This is a genomic window from Xanthomonas sp. NCPPB 3582 (assembly GCF_041475735.2).
Classification (GTDB): Bacteria; Pseudomonadota; Gammaproteobacteria; order Xanthomonadales; family Xanthomonadaceae; genus Xanthomonas; species Xanthomonas codiaei.
The window spans coordinates 4,749,102-4,770,405 of the sequence record NZ_CM192968.1 but is presented as its reverse complement, the minus strand read 5'-3'; the positions used below and the strand labels follow the sequence as shown (position 1 = coordinate 4,770,405).

Genomic DNA, 21,304 nt, shown 5'->3' with positions numbered 1-21,304 from the left:
GTTTCCGCGCTTTCGTTGTCACGCGCCGCCTTTCGGGCGGCGTTTGTATTTGGTCCACCCTTGATGGAGTCGTTCGATGTCGCTTCGCCCGCTGGTTGTGCTCGGTCTGGTCGGTCTACTGGCTCCACTGCTGTGCAGCGCCGCCGATGGCGCCGCGCAGCGGCTCTCGATCGCCGACGTGCAGGGCGAAGACAGCCGCAGCCCGTACGACGGCCGCGTGGTGGAGGTGGAGGGCATCGTCACTGCCGATACGCGCGTCGGGTTGGCTGGCCTGTTCGTGCAGCAGCCCGGCTTCGAGCCACGGCGCTCGCATGGGCTGTTCGTCACCGGCGCCGGCGATGCGCAGGTGAGTGTGGGCGATCGCGTGCGCATCGTCGGCACGGTGCGCGAAGTGTCGGCCGGTGGTCAGGCCAGCCTGACCAGCGTGGACGCCAGCAGCATCGAGCAGCTCGCCAGTGGCCAGCCAGTGCCGGTGCGCATGCTCAGCGGGCCGCCCGCCAACTGGGAGGTGCTGGAAGGCGAGCATGTGCGCATCGCGGCGCTGACGCTCAACGGCAGCGACCGGCTGGACACCTACGGTGAACTGATTGCCGGCTTCGGCGGGCGGCTGTGGCAGCCGACCGAGCTGGCCGCGGCTGGCACGCCGGCGTTCGCGCAGGTGGAGGCGGACAACGCGCGTCGCCGGGTGTTGCTGGACGACGCCCGCAACGGACGCAACCCCAAGACGGTGTCCTATCTGCCCGCCGATGCGGTGTTGCGTAGCGGCAGCCTGCTCAAATCGGTCGATGGCATCGTCGATCAGCGCTACGACGGGCAGTACCGCATCCAGGTGCTGGCTCCGCTGACCCTGCCGGCCATGCCGGCCGCAGTGGCGCCGCAGGTGGGCGGGGATCTGCGCATCGCCTCGTTCAACCTGGAGAACTTCTTCAACGGCAATGGCCGCGGCGGCGGTTTCCCGACCAAGCGCGGCGCCCGCACGCCCGAGCAGTTCCAGGCGCAGCTGACCAAGCTGGTCGCCACCATCGTGCCGTTGCGCGCCGATGTGGCCGCGTTGATGGAGCTGGAAAACGATGGCAACGACGGCGACACCGCGGTGGCGCAACTGGTGGCTGCGCTCAACGCCGCCGGTACCGACAAGGATTGGCGCTTCGTCGATACCGGCAGTGGCCCCGGCGACGATGCGATCCGGGTCGGCATCATCTACCGCAGCAGCCAGCTCACCCCGGTCGGCAAGCCGGCCACGCTGACCGGCGGGCCGTTCGACGGCCATAGCCGGGTCCCGCTGGCGCAAGCATTTCGCAGCACCCGCGGGGCGACGTTCGTGGTGGTCGCCAATCACTTCAAATCCAAGGGCTGCGGCAACGCCAGCGGCGCCGACGCCGACCAGCACGACGGCCAGGCCTGCTGGAACGCCACCCGCACCGAATCGGCCAAGCGCCTGCACCAATGGCTGCAAACCGACCCCACTGGCGCGCAGACCAAGCTGGCGGTGCTGTTGGGCGACTTCAATGCGTATGCGATGGAAACGCCGATGCGCAGCCTGCGCGCCAGCGGCTGGCAGGACGCGTTTGCGGTGGCCGGGGTGAAGCAGCCCTACAGCTACGTCTACGACGGTATGAGCGGGCGCCTGGACCATGCCTTGCTCAGCCCGGCAATGGCCAAGCAGCTGCGTGGCGCGGTCGAATGGCATGTCAACGCCGATGCTATGGACGAGGCCGGCTATGCCAAGCGCAACTTGCCCGGCCCGTGGCGCAGCTCCGATCACGATCCTGTGCTGCTGGGATTCTCGCTGTAGTCGGTGGGTCGGTGCGGGCGCCTGTGTAGGTGCTGCTCTTCGCATACGACCGCCAGGTGCCGATGGGCGCCTGATCGATCGCGCTGCCCTGCTCACGCAGCACAGCTGCCACGGCGACGGCGCAGCCGCAGATTGAGCACGTGCGCGCTGGCCAGCAGCAGGCTGGCGGTCACCGTGATCGGTGTTTCCAGCCGTTCACCAGCGAGGCCGCTGGCGCCCAGCACCAGTCCGGCCAGCCCGCAGCCGGCCAAGGCCCATACCGCGGTCGGCAGCGCATGGCGCCGATGCGTGCTCCATAGCGCGTAGCCGCTGAGGGGCACGGCGACCGTGGCAAACACCAGGTGCACCCACTCGGCCTGATTCCAGGCCCCCAACAGCGGAAGAGCCGCTGCCAGCAGGGGCAGCGCTAGGCAGTGCAGCAGGCACAGGCTGGACAGCGCGATGGCCGAGCTGTCGAAGAAGGAAGTGGGGGCCCGCATGGCATCGGTCTCGGCGATCAAGTGTTATATAGTAACACTTCATTTCCACGAGGCTGTCCGGATGTCATCGTCCTCCGTCCGCGATTCGCGTCTTCCCGTCACTGTGCTGTCCGGCTTTCTGGGTGCCGGCAAGACCACCTTGCTCAACCGCATCCTGCACAACCGCCACGGGTTGCGGGTGGCGGTGATCGTCAACGACATGAGCGAAATCAATATCGACGCGCAGCTGGTGCGCGACGGTGGGGCGGCCCTGCGCCGCACCGAAGAGACGTTGGTGGAATTCAGCAATGGCTGCATCTGCTGCACGCTGCGCGACGATCTGCTGCAGGAGGTGCGACGCCTGGCCGGGCATGGCCGCTACGACTACCTGCTGATCGAATCGACCGGCATCGCCGAGCCGATGCCGGTGGCGGCCACCTTTGCGGTGCGTGATGCCGACGGCTTCAGCCTGTCGGACGTCGCCCGCCTGGACACCATGGTGACCGTGGTCGATGGCAGCGGCTTCCTGCGCGATTTCGGTTCGGCGTCCACGCTCGCCGAGCTGGGCCAGCAAGCCGGCCCGGACGACACGCGTGGGCTGGTGCAACTGCTGGGCGAGCAGGTGGAATTTGCCGACGTGCTGGTGATCAGCAAGTGCGACCGTATCGATGCGGCGCAGCGCCAACGCCTGCGTGCGGTGCTGCGTGCGCTCAACCGCGAGGCGCAGATCGTGGAGGCGGCCCATGGCGAGGTGCCGCTGCACCACCTGCTCGATACCGGCAGGTTCGACTTCACCCGCGCGCAGCTGGCGCCGGGCTGGATGCAGGAACTGCGCGGCCAGCACACCCCGGAAACCGAGCAGTACGGCATCAGCAGTTTCGTGTACCGCGCACGCCGGCCGTTCCATCCGCAGCGCTTCGCGCGCGTGGTGCACAGCGGTCTGCCGCAGGTGATTCGCAGCAAGGGCTTCTTCTGGCTGGCCAGCCGCATGGACTGGGTCGGCGAGCTGTCCAGCGTGGGCGGCACCACCCAGACCAATGCGGCCGGGTTCTGGTTTGCCGCGCGCCACCGCGTGGATGCGCACCTGCAGGGCCAGCCGGTGGCGATTGGCATGACGCCGTTGCCGTATACCGATATCGGCTGGCAGCGGCAGCAGATCCGGTGCTGGACCGCACCGCTGCCGCAGCCGCATGAAGTCGGCGATGCCAGCGAGTACGCCGCCATGCAGCGGCTGTGGCACCCGCTGTGGGGCGATCGCCGCCAGGAGCTGGCGGTGATCGGCGTGGAGATGGATGCGCCGCGCACGCGCGCGGCGCTGGATGCCTGCCTGCTCAGCGACCAGGAATTGCGCCAGGGCCCGGCGCACTGGCAACTGCTGGACGACCCGTTTCCGCACTGGCAGCGTTGATGGCGGTGCGGATCATGCGGTGGACAGCCGTTCGCTCCTGTTCCCGACGTTGTTTGCCGCAGGCCTGCATCCGCATCTGCAGCGCGGGCTGCGGATGCGTCGCCACGTGCTGGCGCCGCATGACTTGCCTCTGGCCGCCATGCAGGGCGCCCTCCACACGGCGCTGTGCGGATCGTCAGTAGTAACCGTTGTCGAGTGCCTCCTGGTGGGCATCTCTTTCTTCTTCGAGGGACCGTCGACGCTCGTCGGCAGTGGTGGGGATGCTGGCCATCAGGCGCGGCGCTCCCAGGCGTTCCAACTGATCGTCGGTGCTCCTGACGATCTGTTCCAACGCAAGCATGTTCTGGTAGCCCTGCATCATGCGTTGCAGGCGTCGTACCTGGTCTTTGGGTGCGTTGCTTTGCTTCAGCGACTCCAGTCGCCGCTCCGCGCGTGCGTAGTTTCTGGCCAGGGCGTCGGCGTCGACAAGCTTGCTCCGTGCCTTGAGCACTTCACGCCGGTTGTGCTGCATGACGTCCATCTGGACGATAGCCAGGCGGCTGGTGGTGGTCTGCGGTGCGCAGATGTCTTCCATTGGTGCCAGTGCGACCAGCAGCGCTTCCAGCTGACTATCGCGGACCTCGTTGCGCAGGGCGATCAGGGCCGCACGTGTCTTGAGCAGTTGTTGCTCCTCGGGAGTTGCCTCGCGGTCCTCCATGAACAGCTGCTTTTGAATATCGCTGCACTGCCTGGTGATCTCCTCCAGTTCCCGATTCAGGCTGCGCAACGAGGGACGCCGTCCGAGCCGTAGATCCGGGGATGACTCCGACGATTGCGAGGGCTTGGACGTGATCGGCACCGAATGCGATGCCGGCTTGCCGTGCTGCAATGGCTGGTCCTCGTCCCGGCGCATTCTTTCGGGGATGGGAGGGTGCATTCTCCGATCGACGGGGCGTTGTGGCCCGTGCGGTTGCTGCGCACGCGCGGGCTGGGGCGGAACCCATGCCCCCTGCCTTGCGGGCGGCGCCTGCCGCGGTCGCGGTCGCTGCGCATGCGCGTGATCCGTTCTGTCCGGCATGGACGGCTGGCGATACTGATCGACGCGTGCTTGCCGCCCGTGCATCTGCTGCGTGCGGCCGGGCGTCACCGCTGGCGTGCGCGCGGGTGGGCTGCCCACTGCTTCAAGGGTTGGAGAGCCCATGCACGTCAACGGCAGCTGCTTGCGCAACGATGCCAGCGATCTGCGCGCGGAGGCGAGCATGCCGCGATGGGATGTCGACGCGCCCTGTGCTGCCGTGGGCTTGGGGGCGTGAGACAGCGGGTGCTGTGGTGAGGCGGTTGGAAGCAACGGCGTCGTATCGGTCGAGTGGGGGCTGTGCGGTTCCGGCGCGACGCGATGGCGGCTGCTAAATATCGGAATAAAGCGCATCACACTCTCCCATGGTTCACCTCCATGGTAGGCATCGCTGCCTATCCCTCAAGGCGAGTCGCGAATCGGAGTCGCGCCGACCGAATGTCTTCGTCAGCCCAAACGCATCCCCCAGGCGATCGCAGCGATTGCCGGCGCCGCCAGCAACAGCCCCACCCATCCGCGGTGGCCGATGCGCTCGCCGAATCCGTGTTTGCCGACGAGCGCTCCCAGGATGACCACGCCCAGATTCATGCTGGCGAAGACGGTGGCCGGGCTATGCGGCAGCAGCTGGTGGGCGCGCACGTAACACAGGATATTGCCGAAATTGAGCGCGCCAAGGAGCACGCCGGCGAGCAGGTTGCCAAAGCCCCAATGCGCAGCACCGCCCCTGCGGATGCCTTGCATGCCAAGCATCAGCACGCATGCCAGGGCAAAGCACAGCGTCAATGACGTCAACGACGGCGTACCGGCCTGCGCGATGTGCTTGAGCAGCAGATCGATCAGGGCAAAGCCCATCCACACTCCCGCCAGCCATGGCCAGCCGATCGAGGCCGGCGCTGCATCCGCACCGGCGTCGTGACGTGGCCGGTGCAGGATGCAGACGATGGCCAGCAGGCCCAGGCACAGCCCCGCCAGCTTCCAGGCATTGACCGGTTCGCCGAAGAGCGTGAAGGCCGCCGCCAGCGAGAGCAAGAGCGACAGTCGTTGTGCGATGTCGGCACGTACGATGCCGGCGGTGGCGACCGCGCGTGCCAGCAGCATGAAGACCGAAGGCAATGCCACCGCCAATGCGACCAGTGCCAGCCAGGGCGTGGTCGGCGCGCGCAGCGCGTCCAGTGACGGATGCAGGGTCAGCCACGCCAGCAGCGCGGCGGTGGCGTAGTTCCAGGTGATCGCCTGTGCCGCGTCCAGGCGATAACGCGGCAGCAGCTTGAGAACCACCGACACCAGGACACTGCAGACAACGGCAAACAGCAGAAAATGCATGGGCAACGCAACGAAGTGTGCAGGCAGGGCGATGAACGCGGCCGGCGGGGCGGCTATTATGACGGCATGTCCAATCCCCCATTCCCCACCGAATCGGCTGCGTTGACGCTGGACGGCCCGGTCGGCCCGCTCGATGTCGCCGTCGATCTGCCCGAGACCGATGTCACCGCGCAACCGGTCACCGCCATCGTCTGCCATCCGCTCTCCACCGAGGGCGGCAGCATGCACAACAAGGTCGTCACCATGGCCGCGCGCGCGCTGCGCGAGCTCGGCATCACCGTGGTGCGCTTCAACTTCCGCAGCGTCGGCAATTCTGCCGGCACGTTCGATCACGGCGAAGGCGAGCAGGACGATCTGCGCGCGGTGGCCGAGTGGGTGCGTGCGCAGCGGCCCGGCGACACACTGTGGCTGGCCGGTTTCAGCTTCGGTGCATATGTGTCGCTGCGCGCGGCCGGCGCGTTGGCGCCGCAGGCGCTGATCTCGATCGCACCGCCGGCCGGGCGCTGGGATTTCAGCGACATGCAGCCGCCGGCGCAGTGGCTGGTGATCCAGGGCGATGCCGACGAGATCGTCGATCCGCAGGCGGTGTACGATTGGCTGGAAACGCTGGAACAGCAGCCCGAGCTGGTGCGCATGCCCGACACCAGCCACTTCTTCCACCGCAAATTGATCGACCTGCGCGGTGCGATCCAGCATGGTGTCCGGCGCTGGTTGCCGGCCGCTGTCTGACCGCGGCACGGCCCATGCGCATCGCCTGCCGATGCGCCGTTGAGCGGGCATGGCAGCTGCCGTCCGCGGAGAACCGCAATGAGTGAGATGACCCCGTCGCAGCGTTACGCCGCCGGCGTACGACGTGGCGACTGGCGCGCCGACCCCGCCCAGCAGGCGGCCCTGGCGGAACTGGACCGTATCCACGAGGCGCTGCTGGACAGCGCGCAGGACGGCTGGCTGGACCGGCTCTCGGCCTTCTGGAAAAAGCCCGAGCCGGTGCGTGGCCTGTATTTCTGGGGTGGAGTGGGGCGCGGCAAGACCTTCCTGGTGGACCTGTTCTACGACGGCCTGCCGATCAAGCAGAAGTACCGCACGCATTTCCACCGTTTCATGCGCGGCGTACACGAGCAGTTGCGCGAGCACGCCGGGCAGAGCGACCCGCTGGCCCGGATTGCCCAGCAATGGCGCGAGAACCTGCGCGTGCTGGTGCTGGACGAGTTCTTCGTCACCGATATCGGCGATGCGATGTTGCTGGCACGGTTGCTGGAACGCCTGTTCGCCGAAGGCGTGACGCTGGTGACCACCTCCAATACCGCGCCGGAAAATCTCTACGCCAACGGCCTGCAGCGCGACAGCTTCCTGCCGGCAATCGGCTTGCTGCAGAAATTCTGCGTAGAGCTCTACGCCGAGGGCACCGAGGATTACCGCATGCGCGCGCTGACGCGCTCGCCGGTGTACCGCGCGCCGCTGGATGCGCAGGCCGATGACTGGCTATTGCAGCGCTGGAGCGAGCTCAGCGGCAATGCCGAGCCACGCGCGGGCAATATCGAGATCGAAGCGCGCAAGATCCCGGTGCGCGCACGCGGCAAGAGCATTGCCTGGTTCGATTTCGTCGCGCTGTGCGAAGGCCCGCGCGGGCCGGCCGACTACATCGAGATCGCACGCGAGTTCACCACGGTGCTGTTGGGCGGCATTCCGCACTTCGACCGCATGAACGAAGATGCCGCGCGCCGCTTCGTCAACCTGATCGACGAGTTGTACGACCGCCACGTCAACCTGGTCTGCACCGCGCAGGACGCTCCGCCGGGTCTGTACAGCGGCCAGCGTCTGGCCGGTGCCTTCGAGCGCACCGCCTCGCGCCTGATCGAGATGCAGAGCGCGGAGTATCTGGCCACCGCGCACCGGGCGTAAGCGGCGTTCGAGCTGGCGGCTGCGGTCTCGTGGTCGCACCGCCTGGTTTGCGGCGTTCGGTGCATTGGCCGAGGCCGGGAGCCGCCCGGTCGGCCAGGACATCGGCAGGCGTGGCCGGCTTCGGCTGCGACGACGCACCTGCGTGAGGGCGTTGCGTCCGGCAGCGAGTGGCCGCCGCGACAGGCGGCCGCAACCTGGGCATTGCACCATCGTTGACTGCATGCCGGGCATGGCCCAAGGCGACCGATGTAAATCTGCTGCACCCAGCGCAATAACGCACCGTGGCCTATGGTCCAGGGATGACGAATCCGGCGGGCCTTCCGCTCAGGTCCCAGTCAAAAAGTCGCTTGAAATTAAATAGCGCGCTATGTAAATTGCAGCCATGGACACCGCACCCACCAAGGCCGCCCGCACCGACGCGCTGCTGCAGCTCGACCACCAGCTGTGCTTTGCGCTGTATTCGGCCAACCTGGCGATGCACAAGCTCTATCGCGGGCTGCTCAAGGCGCTCGATCTCACCTATCCGCAGTACCTGGTGATGCTGGTGCTGTGGGAGACCGACGGCCGCAGCGTGTCGGAGATCGGCGAGCGGCTGTATCTGGATTCGGCCACGCTGACGCCCTTGCTCAAGCGGCTGCAGGCCGCCGGCCTGGTGACGCGCACCCGTGCGGCCAGCGACGAACGCCAGGTCATCATTGCGCTGACCGACGCTGGGCGCGCGCTGCGCAGCAAGGCCGGCGGCGTGCCCGAGCAGGTGCTGTGCGCCTCGGCCTGCTCGCTGGACGAATTGCGCCAACTCAAGCACGACTTGGAAAAGCTCCGGACCGGCCTTGGCACGGCCTAGCCGGTCACCGGCAGCACCGCACATCCACCCTGGACCGCAGACGCTCACGCACCTGCAGTCATCCCTCTTCACTGTCTTCAACGCGCACTGCGCTCAACCCTGGAGAACCACCATGGCCTCACCCGAAAAGATCCTCTACACCGCCCACGCCACTGCCACCGGCGGCCGCGAAGGCCGTGCCGTGTCCTCGGACAAGGCGCTGGATGCCAAGCTGTCCACTCCGCGCGAACTCGGCGGCGCCGGCGGCGATGGCACCAATCCCGAGCAGCTGTTCGCGGCCGGCTACGCGGCCTGCTTCATCGGTGCGATGAAGGCCGTGGCGGCGCAGGACAAGCTCAAGCTGCCGGGCGAAGTGAGCATCGACAGCAGCGTCGGCATCGGCCAGATCCCGGGCGGTTTCGGTATCGCGGTCGAACTGCGTATCGCCGTGCCGGGCATGGACAAGGCCGAGCTGCAGGCGCTGGTCGACAAGGCGCACCAGGTCTGCCCGTACTCCAACGCCACCCGCGGCAACATCGACGTCACCCTGACCCTGGCCTGATGCGGGCCTGTGCCGTGCGCCATGCGCACGGCGATGTCAGCCAACGGCCCGGCGCATGCGTCGGGCCGTTGGCATTGACGCCTTGGCCATTTCGTCGGCCGTGCAGGCGCGTCACACTGCAACGATGACACCGTCATCAGTCCCGCCATCGTCCGGACCTGCCGTCGCATGAGCGCAGCACGTCCCACCCTCCTGTTGCTGCCTGGGCTGCTCAACGACGCCGACCTGTGGCAGGCGCAGCGCATTGCGCTGGCCGATCTGGCCGAGTGCGTGGTCGGCGACCTGACCGGCGCCGACGACATGCGCACGCTGGCCTTGCAGTTGCTCGACCAGGTACCTGCACGGTTTGCGCTGGCCGGTTTTTCGCTGGGCGGCTATGTCGCCCAGGAACTGCTGCGCATCGCGCCCGAGCGGATCGAGCGATTGGCCTTGCTGGATACATCGGCACGTGCCGATACGCCCGAGCGCATCGCGCAGCGGCGTGTCCAGGAAGCCAGCGTCCGTGCCGGCAGCGCGTTCCACGGATTCGGCGAACGGCTGATGCGCCGCTACGTGCATCCCTCGCGCTGGCAGGACGAGGCCCTGCTGGAGCGCGTGCGCGGCATGACCCAGCGGCTGGGCGTGGAGGTCTTCCTGCGCCAGAACCGCCTGCAGCGCGCCGATGGCCGCGCGGTGCTGCGCGCCTATGCCGGGCCGATGCTGGTCCTGTGCGGTGCGGACGATGCGATCACCCCACCGGCCCTGCATGAAGAAATGGCGGCACTGTCGCCACAGGCACAGTTGGTGCAGCTGCCCATGTGCGGACACCTGTCGCCGCTGGAGCAACCGCAGGCGGTGTCGCAGGCGTTGCGGGAGTGGCTGCTGCGCTAGGCGGCGGCGCACGGGGCCGGGTTCGATTCCTGGTCAGGCCATCAGTGAAGCGTGCCCGCAAGGATCTGCAACGCAGTCTTGCGCGTGGCGCCACTGCACACGGCAACCCACCCACCCACCTGCGTTGCGCCTATTGCGCGGTTGCGGCCACGATGGTGCCCGCTGCTGGCGCGTCGTCGCCGTGCGCAGGCGGGGTGAGTTCCAGCATCTGCAGCGATTCGCCGCCAAAGCGATAGTCCAGCGACTGCTGGATGGCGTACAACGCCTGCGCCTGCACGCACACCGCCTGCGCCTGTGCCTCCAGCGCTTGACTGCGCTGCTGCATCTGCTGTTCCAGCCCCGTGTCGAGTTGGGCGCTGCGTTGCTCCAGCTGCGCGGTGCGGCCGGTCATCACCGTCCACATCACGCTGCGGCTCAGGCTGCCGGCCAGGTCTTCGGCGGCGTGCTCGACGCTGGCTTCGAAACGCGCATCGAACAGCTCCTGTTCCCAGCGCCCGCGTCCCAGGCTGGCATCGACCTGCGCCAGCGCGCCGGTCCGCAGCCGCTCGACCTTGCGCTGCTGGCGCGCGCTGCCGGACAGCACGTGCACCACCCCGCCCAGTGCATCGAAGGTGATGTCCACCACCGAATGCGCAATGGAGGTCACCGCCGGCATCAAAGCGCGGGTGCGTTGTTCGAGCTCGCGCAAGCGCTGCGCGTCGGCGGCGCTGACCGGCTGCGGCTGGCGGTCCACGTTGAGTTCTCCGCCATGGAAGAAGATCTCGCGCGGTGCGCCCTGCTTGCGACGCAGCCAGATCCCGCCGCCATCGGCCAGGACGTCGTAAGACGTGCTCACCGCGCATTGGCGGGAGGACAGTATCGGCGCGGCCGGCTGGGCATGCGCCGCGCAGGTGGCCAGCAGCACAAGCGGCACGAGAACAAGGCGCATGCGGGTGGCCGCTGGACGGGGACTGCAGCATCACGCACGGCCAGGCAAAGTGCATGGGCAGGAAGTCAGGAGGCCGGCGGTGCCAGCCGATCACGGTCCATCCGAAGCGTGAACCGGGTCGAGCATCCGCACGCTGACATCTTTCGAACGGCCGGCTCACTTGATTCTCACGGCCGATGGTGTGAATTATGTTGCACAGCAGCATCGGAGCTCAGCAATGCTCGACTCACGTATCGAAAAGGTGGACCTGGCGCTGACCGAGATTGCCCAGGACCCGTCGGAAAAGGTGGCGCTGTGGCAATGGGCGTGCCGCGAGATGCTGCACGAGACGCTGATCGGCATGCACCAGCTGTCCCACCTGGCCGGCATCGCCCGCCAGGTCGCCAACGACTGGCGCGCGCCGGTGGATGTGATTGCGCCCGACAAGCCCTATCTGGCCGCCTCGGCGCTGGCGGACCGCCGCCTGCCGCAGGTCCTGGACGGACTGGGCAGCACCCACGACGACAACGACCGCGCCACGCTGTGGCGGTTGCGCTACGCGAGCCTGATTGCCTCCACACTGCAGGGCATGCAGGCCCTGGCGGAAAAGCACCGCATCGATCGGCAGGCAGTGGCGCCGGTGCAGTTGAACTAGGCACGCCGACCAACGGCTGTGCGGACGCCCCGGCGACGCGCAGGCGGCATCGGGCAGCCTGTTCCACGACCTCCGTTGCCTCCGTGCGCAGCCCGGGGCAGTACCACTGCACCGTTGCCAACGACAGCGGCTTCGATCAACGCTCAATGCAGCGCGCTGGCCTCTTCCATATGCCGCCAGGCATGTCGCACGATCCAGCGCGCCTGATCCCACGGCACCGACAGCACCGGTTGGTAGTGGTAATACCCGTCCTGCAGTACGCGATACAGCTGCGCTTCGGTGGCGCGCGGGTAGGCCAGGTAGATGTCGTAGCCCAGGGTCAGCACGCGGGCGTAATCGGCGAAATTGTAGCCGCCCAGATGGCCTTCGGCGTGGACATCGCGCCAGTAGGCGATCTCTGCGTCGACGTCGATGTCGCGGCGGGTCAGAACGGATGCGCGATGCATGGGCAGGACTCCGTGAGCCAGACGACCCCTGTGCCGGCACCGTAGCAGCGCCTGTCCTCGCTCACCAACGTGCGACGACGAGCGGTCATCGCACGCTGGCGCCTGTCGGGCCATGGATGGGGCCGGCAGCAGCACCGCCGTAGTCCCATCGCCTTGCCATCAGACGGGCTCGGCAGACGCCCCGGACGCGCGTACATGGCCAATCGGGCGTTCCTTGCGCTGTGCACTGCCGGACGACTCACGCCACGCAGTGGTGGCGCGGTGTTGCGCGTTGTCAGTCCCAATCGGGTGCAATGGCCTTGGGATTGGCCAGGCGCTGCCCGCGATCGAGTGCGGCGATCTCGGCCATGTCCTGCTCGCTCAACTGCAGCGCCTGCGCCTTGAGATTGCTCTCCAGGTTTGCCCGCTTGGTCGAAGACGGGATCACCGAATAGTCCTGCTGCAGGGCCCAGGCCAACGTGACTTGCGCCGGCGTGGCCGCGTGGCGCGCGGCAATGGCCAGGATCACCGGATCCTTCAACACCTCACCCACGGCCAGCGTCATGTAGGAGGTGACGTGGATTCCCTGCTCACGCAGGAACGCGATCAGGGTGCGGTTCTGCAGATACGGATGCACCTCGATCTGGTTGGTGGCGATCGCTTCGGCGCCCAGGATCTCGATGGCCTGCCTGATCAACGCAATGGTGAAATTGGACACGCCAATGGCGCGCGTGAGGCCTTGTGCCTTCGCATCGGCCAGGGCTTCCAGGTACTCGCGCATTGGCACCTGGTCCTTTGGCGAAGGCCAATGGATCAGGGTGAGGTCGACATGGTCGGTGCCCAGCTTGCGCAGGCTTTCCTGCAGGCTGGGAATCAGCGCGTCGCGCGCGAATTTATCGACCCAGATCTTGGTGGTCAGGTACAGCTGATCGCGCGGCACGCCGGATGCGATGATGGCCTGGCCCACCTGCGCCTCGTTGTCGTAGATCTGTGCGGTATCGATGGCGCGGTAACCCAGTTCCAGTGCATTGCGCACCGAGTCGATGACGACCTGGTCCTTGAGACGGAAAGTGCCGAGGCCGAATGCGGGGACAGTCATTGTGTTCCTTGGGTAACGGGATTGGGGATTGGTGGACGCGCGCGCCCGGCGTGGCCGAGGCGATGTCAGTCGAGTGCGACGACGGCCTTGCCGAAGTTCTTGCCGCGCAATACGTCGATCAGGCCTTGCGGGGCGCTGTCCAGGCCGTGCAGCACGTGTTCGCGGTACTGGATCTTGCCCTCGCGCAGCCATTGACCCATCTCGCGCAGGAAGGCCGGCATCAGACGGATGAAATCGTGCTGGATAAAGCCGCGCACGGTCAGGCGCTTGCGCAGGATCAGGCCCATGAACTCGGGCAGGCGATCCGGGCCCGGCAGCACCTGGCCGCGGCTGTTGTAGGTGGCGATCACGCCACAGATCGGCAGGCGTGCGAAATCGTTGAGTTGCGGCAGCACCGCATCGAACACCTTGCCACCGACATTCTCGAAGTAGATATCGATGCCGTCGGGCGTGGCCGCGCGCAGCTGTGCGGCGAAGTCGTCGGCGCGGTGATCCAGCGCCACGTCCACCTTCAGCGATTCGCGCAGATACCGCACTTTTTCTTCGCCACCGGCAATGGCCACCACGCGCAGGCCCTGCAGCCGTGCCAGCTGCGCCACCGTGGCGCCGACCGGCCCGCTGGCTGCGGCCACCACCAGCGTTTCGCCGGCCTGTGGCTTGCCGATTTCGTGCAGGCCGGCATACGCGGTGAAGCCGGGCATGCCGTAGACGCCGAGCGCGGTGCTCAGCGGAAGGCTGTCGTCCTTGGGCAGCTTGCGCAGCGGTGTGGCGGGTGTCAGCAGCGTGTGGGTCTGCCAGCCGCCGGGCAGGACCAGCAGATCGCCGGGCTGGTAATCGGCATGATGCGATTGAATGACTTCGCCAATGGTGCCGCCTTCCATCACTGCATCGATGGCCACCGGTGCGGCGTAGGAGGGGCCGTCGTCCATGCGCCCGCGCATGTACGGATCCAGCGACAGGAAGCGGTTGCGTACCAGGATCTGGTCGTGCCCGGTCGGCGGCAGGCTGAGCTCTTCGATGCGGAAGTTGTCTGCGCTGGGTTCGCCCTGCGGGCGCGAGGCCAGCACGACGCGGCGATTGGTGATCGATGACATGGGAGTTCCTCGCAACGGTGCCGCGCGAGCGCGGCAATGGGCGCACAGCCGCGGGGCGGCTGCGCGCGGGAGTGCGTGATGAGGCGGTGCGTTATGCCGCCGCCGGTTCCGGCGCGCTGGCGCTGTCCAGCTGTGCGATCTGCTCGGCGCTGAGCGACAGCTGCGCGGCCGCCAGCACGTCGTGCAACTGGTCCACGCTGGTGGCGCTGACGATGGGTGCGGTCAGCCCCGGGCGTGCGATCAGCCAGGCCAGCGCAATCTGCGCCGGGGTTGCGCGATGGGTGGCGGCCAGGTCGTCCAGTGCCTGCAGGATGCGCAGCCCACGCGGATTGACGTACTGCTTGACCACCGAGGCGCCGCGCGCGCTGCTCTTGCCGGCGTCGTCGGCGCTGCGGTACTTGCCGGTGAGAAAGCCGCTGGCCAGCGAGTAATAGCTGATCACGCCCAGTTCGCGCTCGCGTGCCAGCGGTTCCAGTTCCGCTTCGTAGCCGGCGCGGTCGTAGAGGTTGTATTCCGGCTGCAGGCTCTCGTAGCGCGGCAGGGCGTACTGCTCGGAGATGTCCAGCGCATCGCGCAGGCGTGCGGCACTATAATTGGACGCGCCGATCGCGCGCACCTTGCCTTGTTCGATCAGCCGCCCGAACGCAGCCAGCGTGGCTTCCAGCGGAATCGATTCGTCGTCCTCGTGCGCCTGGTACAGATCGATCACATCGGTCTGCAGGCGGGTGAGCGAATCCTCCACGGCAGCGGCGATATTGTCCGGCGACAGCCCGGGGTGTTCGCTCCATTTGGCGACCTTGGTGGCGATCAGCACCTTGTCGCGTTTGCCGCTGCGTGCCAGCCAGCGCCCGATGATGGTTTCCGATTCGCCACCGCGGTTGCCGGGCACCCAGCCGGAGTAGGCATCGGCGGTGTCGATCAGATTGAAGCCGGCATCGACAAAGGCGTCCAGCAACGCGAACGAGGTCGCCTCATCGGCGCTCCAGCCGAACACATTGCCACCGAAGACGATGGGTTGAACCTGCAGGCCGGAGCGGCCCAGTGCGCGGGGGTGAGTCATCACGGATGCTCCTGATTCGAACTGCCGACAGGATAGTCATGCGTGCCGATGATGCGTGTGACACCGATGTGGATTCAGCGTTCCGCCGATCGCAGCGGTCGGCTCACAGGATTTGAACAACTCGGCGATCGCGTTCGCAGGCGTCGGTGTGGAGCGCTGCGATTCGGGCACATGGCAGGCCGTGGGCCGCATGCTAGGCTCGCGCTACTTTTTACCTGGAAGAGGGCGCTGCGATGATCGGCAACAAGCTGGCCTGTGCGTGTGTGATGGGTGTCATGGTGGCGATGAGTGCGCCGCTGGCGATGGCGATGAAGCCGGCCGACAGCGCCAGCCTGCCTGCGCCGGATGCCGCGCTGCAGGCTGCCATCGACGGCAACTGGCGCGACCGCGTGTACGTGCAGCGCGACCAGTATCGCCATCCCGGCCAGACCCTGGCGTTCTTCGGCATCAAGCCCACCCAGACCGTCATCGAGATCACCCCGGGCGGCGGCTGGTATTCGGAAATCCTGGCGCCTTACCTGCGGCAGAAGGGCAAGTACGTGGCGGCCGTGGTCGATCCGGCGTCCGCTGCCGAGGGGCGCGCGAGCGACTATGCCCAGCGCGCCCGCGACGAGCTGGAAAAGAAGTTCAAGGCCAAGCCGGACATCTACGGCAAGCCGTCGTTCGTGTCGTATGTGCCCAAATCGCCGTCGTTCGGCGTGGACAACTCGGCCGACCTGGTGCTGACCTTCCGCAACGTGCACAACTGGCGCATGGCCGGCACTGCCGAGGCGATGTTCGCCGGCTTCTACAAGGTGCTCAAGCCCGGCGGCGTGCTCGGCGTGGTCGAGCATCGCGCCAAGGCCGATGTGCCGGCCGACGACAAGAGCGGGTACGTGGGCCAGGCGCAGGTGATTGCGATGGCCGAAGCGGCCGGCTTCAAACTGGCCGGCGAGAGCGAGCTCAACGCCAACCCGCGCGACACCAAGGACTATCCCGGTGGCGTGTGGACGCTGCCGCCGAGCAACAACCACGATGCCGCCGACGATGCCAAGTACAAGGCGATCGGCGAAAGCGACCGCATGACGCTGAAGTTCGTCAAGCAGTGATCGCTGGGCCCGCATGCCGTTCGCAACCTGCGAACGGCATGCAGGCTGCGGCGCGGTGCTGCGATGGTGGCGCAGCCGCCTCTGCGGCGCTTTCGTAACGGACTGTCCATGCTGGTGCTGTTGAACAAACCCCATGGCGTGCTGTCGCAATTCAGCGACCGCTCGCAACCGCCCAAGCGCACCCTGGCCGAATTCGGCCTGCCTGCCGATGTGTATGCGGCAGGCCGCCTGGACCATGACAGCGAAGGCCTGTTGCTGCTGACCGATGACGGCGCGCTCGCGCATCGGCTGACCGACCCGCGCCACAAGCAGCCCAAGACCTACTGGGTGCAGGTGGAAGGCGATCCCGATGCGGCGCAGCTGCAGGCCTTGCGCGACGGCGTGCTGCTCAACGACGGACCCACCCGGCCGGCGCAGGTGCGCAGGCTGGAGCCGGCGCCGCAGCTATGGCCGCGCGATCCGCCGGTGCGCGTGCGCAAGACCGTGCCCGATGCATGGCTGGAGCTGCGCATCACCGAAGGACGCAACCGCCAGGTGCGGCGCATGACCGCGTCGGTGGGATTGCCGACCTTGCGGCTGGTGCGTGTGGCGATCGGCGGCTATCGGCTGGACGACCTGGCACCGGGACAATGGCGCCAGCTGGAGCCGGCGGCCCGTTAGCATTCCCTGCCGCCAGTGCTGTCGGGCGCTGGCAATCGCCGGTACCGCGCCACGCTCCGGCGGCGTGTTCCGGCCGCTGCGCGTGCCCGGCAGACGGCTGCGCAATTTGCCGATGTTGCGCGACTGTTGCCCGATTCAAGCGCGAGCATCGGTGCACGCGTTGCGCTCACGCCATCGCGCGCATGGAGTCGGCTGCATGACGCTCCCCATCTCACAGCCGATCGTTCTCGTACACAGGCTGTTCGGCCACCTCCGCGATCCGATGATCCTCGCCCGGTTCGCCAGTGTGGAGGTCCATGCGCCGGATCTCATCGGCTATGACCAGCAGCGCGACCGCGATCTCGACGGCCTGACGCTGCTCGATCAATCCCATCATGTAGCCGCCCATATCCGTGGCATCGGTGCGCCGAAGGTGCATGTGGCCGGCCACTCCGTCGGCGGCGCCGTGTTGCACTGCCTCCTGCCGCCGCCACTGACCGGGACGGCAAGACAGCCATCCTGCGCGGCGAAGCGGGCATTACACACAGGCGTTACACACACAAACGCCACGGCAGGGCGCCGTGGCGTCGGGGAACGCGCGAGGCTGGCGTGTTACTCGATGCCGTCGCTCGGGGTCACTGCAGCGCGGCGCTGGTAGGCCGCACGACGCGCGCTGGCATTGCTGGCGTGTTCGCGATCCAGGCGGTGCACGTTGCCGCCGAGGGTCTGCTGATCGCGCTGACGCTTGCGGTAGACGGCATAGCCGATCAGGCCCAGGCCTGCGACGGCGGCAGCCACCGTGACGGCCGGGTTGCGCTTGACCAGCTTGCTGGCGACCTTGCCGCCGGTGCGCACTGCGCCCAGGGCGGCGCCGGTCTTCAGCCACTCGCTGGCGCCGGGGCCGAAGCTACGCAGGCTGCTGCCCGCATGGCGGGCCTGGTCGCCAGCATTGGAGGCGGCATGACGCAGATGGTCGCCGGCATTGCCTGCCAGTTCCAGGGCACGCTCCAGGGCGCGTTCGGTGATGACAGTCAGCTTGCTCATTGGGGGCGTTTCCTTTCTGAGTACGTGGGACGCAGTCTGTGGGCTGGTGCGTATAGACGGTGTTAGCGGGATCGGGCGCTGTTTGGCTCGCGGTTAGGAAGGACGCTGTACACCGCTGCGACGGGTGCTTGTCCCGCAAGCGACGGAGGTCTGAAACTTGACCGGTGTCGACGTTGAAAGTCCCTTCCCCCATCGGACATTGTCCCCCTCCCTGGGGGAGAAGGGCTCCGAAGGGGCGGATGAGGGTACGCCTCAGGCATTTGCCAGTGCCTGGAACGAAAAACGCGTCGTCACGCGCCTTCAGAAGTGACGCTACTACGGCTTCGCCCGTACCCTCACCCCAACCTCTGCTCTGCGTCCCGGCCCGCGCGTGCGTGCGGCGCAGGCGCTCCAAGGCACACGCGCCAGTGGCGCGCGTGCCGCGCCTTCTCGCCTCAGGGGAGAAGGGCTCACATCAGGTGCCGCGTGGCTTTGCCCTGTGGGTGGCCGTGGCGGTCCACGGATCGTCCGGCCACGGATGCCGCGGATACCGTCCCTTCATCTCTTTCCGGACATCCGGATACGTGGTGGCCCAGAAGCTCTTCAGGTCCTGGGTCACCTGCAGCGGACGGCCGCCCGGGGAGAGCAGGTGCAGCGTGAGCGGGATGCGGCCGTCGGCGATGCGCGGGGTGTCGGCCAGGCCGAACAGTTCCTGCAACTTGACCGCCAGCACCGGTGGCAGCGGGTGCTGGGCGTGGTCGAGCGCGTAGTGGATCTGCCGCTCCATGCCCGATGGTACCGGGATGCGGGTGGGGGCGTGACGGTCGATGGCCTGGCGGCGCTCCCAGGGCAGGGCGGCCTTGAGCGCTTCGCCCAGGCTGGCGTCCTCCAGCGCGTCGAGCCGGGTCTTGCCGGCGAAGGCCGGGCGCAGCCAGCTGTCCAGCGTGGCCAGCAGCGCCGCATCGGTGAGGTCGGGCAGGTCCAGCTCGGGCATCCACACCCGCAGCGACAGCGCGCGGGCCCGCCATTGCTGCAGGGTCTCGGTCCAGGGCAGGGCGTCCAGGCCGAGTTGGCGCACCGCTTCGGTCAGGGCGCTGGCGGCCTGCGCCGGGTCGACGCGGCCGGCGGGGCGGCTGTCCAGCACGATGCGGTCGAAGCTGGACTGCCGGCGTGCGATGAGGGCGCGCTTGTCCGCGTCCCACTGCACCACGTCCTGTTGCACGAAGCGCTCGGGCAGGCTGGCGCGCAGGTAGGTCTCGTCCACCGGTGCGGCCCGCAGCAGCAAGGCGTCCTTGGCCTCGTAACGCAGTTCGCTGGCCACAAGCCAGGGTTCGCCGCGCAGGTCGCTATGGTCGAACAGGCGCGCGCTGCGGCCATTGGCCAGCTGGTAGCGCAGCGGGTCGGCCGGGTGGCGGGCGGCGATGCGGTCGGGGAAGGCATGCGATAGCAGGTCGCCCAACACATGCGCTTCCACGCTGGCCGGCGGGGCGGTGTCGCAGCGCAGCCGGCGGCGCCATTGCTTGGCGGCGCTGTCGATGGCGGCCAGGCCGCCACGGTTGGCGTCGGGCGCGCTGCGGCCCTGGCGGAACGCGGCCAGGGCACGCCAGCGCGCGGGCAGGCCATCGCCCCCCTGCCGGAGCGGATCGCGCGCCTCCAGCAACGCGGCCAGATCGCAGGCCAGGGCCAGGCGCGTCGCGTCGCCGGCTTGCACCAGCATGGCGGCCAGGCGTGGATGCGTGCCCAGCGCCAGCATGCGGCGACCCAGCGCGGTGACGCCGCCACCGTCGCTGAGGGCGCCCAGGCGCTGCAGCAGTTCGCGTGCGGCGGCCAGGGCGCCGGCGGGCGGCGCATCGACAAAGCGCAGCGCATCGCTGCCCCAGGCGGCCAGTTCCAGCGCCAGCCCGGCCAGCTCCACCTGGGTGATCTCGGCACGCCGCTGCGGCTCCAGCCGCTGCGACTGCGGCCACAACCGGTAGGCCCAGCCGCTGGTCACGCGCCCGGCGCGGCCGGCGCGCTGGTCGGCCGAGGCCTGAGCGATGGTCACCACATCCAGCCGCGAGAATCCGCTGTTGGGATCGTAGTGCGGCTCGCGCGCCTGGCCGCTGTCGATCACCACGCGCACCCCCGGCAGGGTCACCGACGATTCGGCCACGTTGGTGGCCAGCACCACGCGGCGACGGCCTTGCGGGTCCGGCTGCAGCACCTGGCCTTGCGCCTCCACCGAGAGTTCGCCGTGCAGCGGCAGCACCTGGATGGCCGGGTCCAGGACGTCGTCCAGCGCGGCCTGTACCCGCGCGATCTCGCGCTGGCCGGGCAGGAACACCAGCACATCGCCGGGATGGGCCGCCAGCGCATGTTCCACCGCACGGCGTGCCTGCGGCTCCGTGGCCTCGTCGCGGCGCGCCGGAAAATGCGCGATCTCCACCGGAAAGCTGCGCCCGGCGCTGCTGAGCCGGGGCGCGTCCAGAAAGCCGGCCAGGCGTTCGCCATCGAGCGTGGCCGACATCGCCACGATGCGCAGGTCATCGCGCACCTGCGCCTGCACATCCAGCGCCAGCGCCAGGCCCAGGTCGCCGGCCAGATGGCGTTCGTGGAATTCGTCGAACAGCAGCGCGCCCACCCGCTCCAGCATGGGGTCGTCCTGGATCATCCGAGTCAGGATGCCTTCGGTGACGACTTCTATGCGGGTGCGTGCGGAGGTCTTGTTCTCGAAGCGGATGCGGTAGCCCACGGTCTCGCCGACCGGCTCGCCCAGCTGGCGCGCCATGAACAGCGCGGCGCTGCGCGCGGCCACCCGGCGCGGCTCCAGCATCACGATGCGGCGCCCGGCCAGCCAGGGCGCATCCAGCAGCGCCAGCGGCACCTGGGTGGTCTTGCCGGCGCCGGGCGGAGCCTCGAGCACCAGCCGCGGATGCGTGTTCAAGCTGCCGAGCAGCTGGGGCAGCAGTGGGGCGATCGGAAACGCGGGGTCATTCATGCGCGGCAGGATACGCCGCGGGTGGCCGCCTGCACGATGGTCGGGTACGCGGGTGAAGGCTGTCGGGGAATGCGCACCGGATGGCGCCGGTCCGTCGCCATCGCGCCCGTCCCGGTCCTGTGCCGGCTTCAGAGCCGGGCCG

The 21,304-nt window shown here is 68.0% G+C and carries 21 protein-coding genes; 11 read left to right on the top strand and 10 right to left on the bottom strand.

The window, feature by feature from the left end:
* The first annotated feature begins 76 nt into the window (after positions 1-76).
* Positions 77-1,795 carry an ExeM/NucH family extracellular endonuclease gene (locus ACCQ05_RS20275; protein ID WP_372392270.1) on the top strand — a complete coding sequence of 573 codons (1,719 nt, stop codon included), beginning with the start codon at positions 77-79 and terminating at the stop codon, positions 1,793-1,795.
* 92 nt (positions 1,796-1,887) lie between these two features.
* Here ACCQ05_RS20275 and ACCQ05_RS20270 read toward each other — a convergent pair whose 3' ends face one another.
* Complete coding sequence (locus ACCQ05_RS20270) at positions 1,888-2,274, bottom strand: MerC domain-containing protein (protein ID WP_372392269.1); 387 nt, start codon at positions 2,272-2,274, stop codon at positions 1,888-1,890.
* 61 nt (positions 2,275-2,335) lie between these two features.
* Between ACCQ05_RS20270 and ACCQ05_RS20265 the strand changes: the two genes are divergently transcribed.
* Positions 2,336-3,661 carry a GTP-binding protein gene (locus tag ACCQ05_RS20265; protein WP_372392268.1) on the top strand — a complete coding sequence of 442 codons (1,326 nt, stop codon included), beginning with the start codon at positions 2,336-2,338 and terminating at the stop codon, positions 3,659-3,661.
* A 175-nt stretch (positions 3,662-3,836) separates the two neighbouring features.
* On the opposite strand, the gene xopR is transcribed toward ACCQ05_RS20265, so the two are convergent.
* On the bottom strand, positions 3,837-5,069 hold the full coding sequence (xopR, locus tag ACCQ05_RS20260; protein ID WP_372392267.1) for a type III secretion system effector protein XopR: 1,233 nt from the start codon (positions 5,067-5,069) through the stop codon (positions 3,837-3,839).
* Positions 5,070-5,162: 93 nt separating this feature from the next.
* The gene (locus ACCQ05_RS20255) at positions 5,163-6,038 is read right to left on the bottom strand and encodes an EamA family transporter (RefSeq protein ID WP_372392266.1); all 876 of its coding nucleotides are present in this window, start codon (positions 6,036-6,038) and stop codon (positions 5,163-5,165) included.
* Positions 6,039-6,104: 66 nt separating this feature from the next.
* Between ACCQ05_RS20255 and ACCQ05_RS20250 the strand changes: the two genes are divergently transcribed.
* From ACCQ05_RS20250 to ACCQ05_RS20230, 5 genes are all read left to right on the top strand, one after another.
* The gene (locus tag ACCQ05_RS20250) at positions 6,105-6,767 is read left to right on the top strand and encodes an alpha/beta hydrolase (RefSeq protein ID WP_104543719.1); all 663 of its coding nucleotides are present in this window, start codon (positions 6,105-6,107) and stop codon (positions 6,765-6,767) included.
* A 78-nt stretch (positions 6,768-6,845) separates the two neighbouring features.
* Positions 6,846-7,940: a cell division protein ZapE gene (zapE, locus tag ACCQ05_RS20245; RefSeq protein WP_228962808.1), complete on the top strand. Its 1,095-nt coding sequence runs from the start codon at positions 6,846-6,848 to the stop codon at positions 7,938-7,940.
* A gap of 382 nt (positions 7,941-8,322) precedes the next feature.
* Positions 8,323-8,784, top strand: coding sequence for a MarR family winged helix-turn-helix transcriptional regulator (locus ACCQ05_RS20240; protein ID WP_228962807.1), 462 nt, complete (start codon positions 8,323-8,325; stop codon positions 8,782-8,784).
* 112 nt (positions 8,785-8,896) lie between these two features.
* Complete coding sequence (locus tag ACCQ05_RS20235; protein ID WP_228962806.1) at positions 8,897-9,325, top strand: organic hydroperoxide resistance protein; 429 nt, start codon at positions 8,897-8,899, stop codon at positions 9,323-9,325.
* A gap of 168 nt (positions 9,326-9,493) precedes the next feature.
* A complete protein-coding gene (locus ACCQ05_RS20230) occupies positions 9,494-10,195 on the top strand; it encodes an alpha/beta fold hydrolase (RefSeq protein WP_372392265.1) in 702 nt (233 codons plus the stop codon).
* Positions 10,196-10,325: 130 nt separating this feature from the next.
* Here ACCQ05_RS20230 and ACCQ05_RS20225 read toward each other — a convergent pair whose 3' ends face one another.
* The gene (locus ACCQ05_RS20225; RefSeq protein WP_372392264.1) at positions 10,326-11,123 is read right to left on the bottom strand and encodes a DUF2884 family protein; all 798 of its coding nucleotides are present in this window, start codon (positions 11,121-11,123) and stop codon (positions 10,326-10,328) included.
* Positions 11,124-11,340: 217 nt separating this feature from the next.
* Here ACCQ05_RS20225 and ACCQ05_RS20220 point away from each other — a divergent pair, with 217 nt between their 5' ends.
* Positions 11,341-11,757 (top strand): hypothetical protein, encoded by a 417-nt coding sequence (locus tag ACCQ05_RS20220; protein WP_167394749.1) that lies wholly within the window; start codon positions 11,341-11,343, stop codon positions 11,755-11,757.
* A gap of 143 nt (positions 11,758-11,900) precedes the next feature.
* Here the strand turns inward: ACCQ05_RS20220 and ACCQ05_RS20215 are convergent, their stop codons facing one another.
* The 4 genes from ACCQ05_RS20215 to ACCQ05_RS20200 form a co-directional block, all read right to left on the bottom strand.
* Positions 11,901-12,203 (bottom strand): hypothetical protein, encoded by a 303-nt coding sequence (locus ACCQ05_RS20215; protein WP_372392263.1) that lies wholly within the window; start codon positions 12,201-12,203, stop codon positions 11,901-11,903.
* Positions 12,204-12,477: 274 nt separating this feature from the next.
* Positions 12,478-13,281 (bottom strand): 2,5-didehydrogluconate reductase DkgB, encoded by an 804-nt coding sequence (gene dkgB / locus ACCQ05_RS20210; protein WP_372392262.1) that lies wholly within the window; start codon positions 13,279-13,281, stop codon positions 12,478-12,480.
* Positions 13,282-13,346: 65 nt separating this feature from the next.
* A complete protein-coding gene (curA, locus tag ACCQ05_RS20205) occupies positions 13,347-14,375 on the bottom strand; it encodes an NADPH-dependent curcumin/dihydrocurcumin reductase (protein ID WP_372392261.1) in 1,029 nt (342 codons plus the stop codon).
* Between the two features lie 91 nt (positions 14,376-14,466).
* Positions 14,467-15,435, bottom strand: coding sequence for an aldo/keto reductase (locus ACCQ05_RS20200; protein WP_372392260.1), 969 nt, complete (start codon positions 15,433-15,435; stop codon positions 14,467-14,469).
* Between the two features lie 233 nt (positions 15,436-15,668).
* Between ACCQ05_RS20200 and ACCQ05_RS20195 the strand changes: the two genes are divergently transcribed.
* From ACCQ05_RS20195 to ACCQ05_RS20185, 3 genes are all read left to right on the top strand, one after another.
* Entirely contained in the window at positions 15,669-16,523 is an 855-nt protein-coding gene (locus ACCQ05_RS20195; protein WP_372392259.1) for a class I SAM-dependent methyltransferase, read from the top strand.
* Positions 16,524-16,631: 108 nt separating this feature from the next.
* Entirely contained in the window at positions 16,632-17,183 is a 552-nt protein-coding gene (locus tag ACCQ05_RS20190; protein WP_372392258.1) for a pseudouridine synthase, read from the top strand.
* 112 nt (positions 17,184-17,295) lie between these two features.
* Positions 17,296-17,820 (top strand): alpha/beta fold hydrolase, encoded by a 525-nt coding sequence (locus tag ACCQ05_RS20185; protein WP_372394197.1) that lies wholly within the window; start codon positions 17,296-17,298, stop codon positions 17,818-17,820.
* Here ACCQ05_RS20185 and ACCQ05_RS20180 read toward each other — a convergent pair.
* Complete coding sequence (locus ACCQ05_RS20180; RefSeq protein WP_104544324.1) at positions 17,775-18,206, bottom strand: hypothetical protein; 432 nt, start codon at positions 18,204-18,206, stop codon at positions 17,775-17,777. The genes ACCQ05_RS20185 and ACCQ05_RS20180 overlap by 46 nt on opposite strands.
* Before the next feature lie 454 nt (positions 18,207-18,660).
* Positions 18,661-21,162, bottom strand: coding sequence for an ATP-dependent helicase HrpB (hrpB, locus tag ACCQ05_RS20175; protein ID WP_372392257.1), 2,502 nt, complete (start codon positions 21,160-21,162; stop codon positions 18,661-18,663).
* Positions 21,163-21,304: the final 142 nt, after the last annotated feature.

Bases quoted from the DNA above. Each gene is read 5' to 3' on its own strand.
- hrpB (WP_372392257.1), bottom strand. From the start codon at position 21,162: ATGAATGACCCCGCGTTTCCGATCGCCCCACTGCTGCCCCAGCTGCTC.
- ACCQ05_RS20200 (WP_372392260.1), bottom strand. From the start codon at position 15,435: ATGACTCACCCCCGCGCACTGGGCCGCTCCGGCCTGCAGGTTCAACCC.
- dkgB (WP_372392262.1), bottom strand. From the start codon at position 13,281: ATGACTGTCCCCGCATTCGGCCTCGGCACTTTCCGTCTCAAGGACCAG.
- ACCQ05_RS20220 (WP_167394749.1), top strand. From the start codon at position 11,341: ATGCTCGACTCACGTATCGAAAAGGTGGACCTGGCGCTGACCGAGATT.
- ACCQ05_RS20235 (WP_228962806.1), top strand. From the start codon at position 8,897: ATGGCCTCACCCGAAAAGATCCTCTACACCGCCCACGCCACTGCCACC.
- curA (WP_372392261.1), bottom strand. From the start codon at position 14,375: ATGTCATCGATCACCAATCGCCGCGTCGTGCTGGCCTCGCGCCCGCAG.
- zapE (WP_228962808.1), top strand. From the start codon at position 6,846: ATGAGTGAGATGACCCCGTCGCAGCGTTACGCCGCCGGCGTACGACGT.
- xopR (WP_372392267.1), bottom strand. From the start codon at position 5,069: ATGCGCTTTATTCCGATATTTAGCAGCCGCCATCGCGTCGCGCCGGAA.
- ACCQ05_RS20190 (WP_372392258.1), top strand. From the start codon at position 16,632: ATGCTGGTGCTGTTGAACAAACCCCATGGCGTGCTGTCGCAATTCAGC.
- ACCQ05_RS20215 (WP_372392263.1), bottom strand. From the start codon at position 12,203: ATGCATCGCGCATCCGTTCTGACCCGCCGCGACATCGACGTCGACGCA.
- ACCQ05_RS20265 (WP_372392268.1), top strand. From the start codon at position 2,336: ATGTCATCGTCCTCCGTCCGCGATTCGCGTCTTCCCGTCACTGTGCTG.
- ACCQ05_RS20180 (WP_104544324.1), bottom strand. From the start codon at position 18,206: ATGAGCAAGCTGACTGTCATCACCGAACGCGCCCTGGAGCGTGCCCTG.
- ACCQ05_RS20250 (WP_104543719.1), top strand. From the start codon at position 6,105: ATGTCCAATCCCCCATTCCCCACCGAATCGGCTGCGTTGACGCTGGAC.
- ACCQ05_RS20225 (WP_372392264.1), bottom strand. From the start codon at position 11,123: ATGCGCCTTGTTCTCGTGCCGCTTGTGCTGCTGGCCACCTGCGCGGCG.
- ACCQ05_RS20185 (WP_372394197.1), top strand. From the start codon at position 17,296: ATGTTGCGCGACTGTTGCCCGATTCAAGCGCGAGCATCGGTGCACGCG.
- ACCQ05_RS20240 (WP_228962807.1), top strand. From the start codon at position 8,323: ATGGACACCGCACCCACCAAGGCCGCCCGCACCGACGCGCTGCTGCAG.
- ACCQ05_RS20270 (WP_372392269.1), bottom strand. From the start codon at position 2,274: ATGCGGGCCCCCACTTCCTTCTTCGACAGCTCGGCCATCGCGCTGTCC.
- ACCQ05_RS20275 (WP_372392270.1), top strand. From the start codon at position 77: ATGTCGCTTCGCCCGCTGGTTGTGCTCGGTCTGGTCGGTCTACTGGCT.
- ACCQ05_RS20195 (WP_372392259.1), top strand. From the start codon at position 15,669: ATGATCGGCAACAAGCTGGCCTGTGCGTGTGTGATGGGTGTCATGGTG.
- ACCQ05_RS20255 (WP_372392266.1), bottom strand. From the start codon at position 6,038: ATGCATTTTCTGCTGTTTGCCGTTGTCTGCAGTGTCCTGGTGTCGGTG.
- ACCQ05_RS20230 (WP_372392265.1), top strand. From the start codon at position 9,494: ATGAGCGCAGCACGTCCCACCCTCCTGTTGCTGCCTGGGCTGCTCAAC.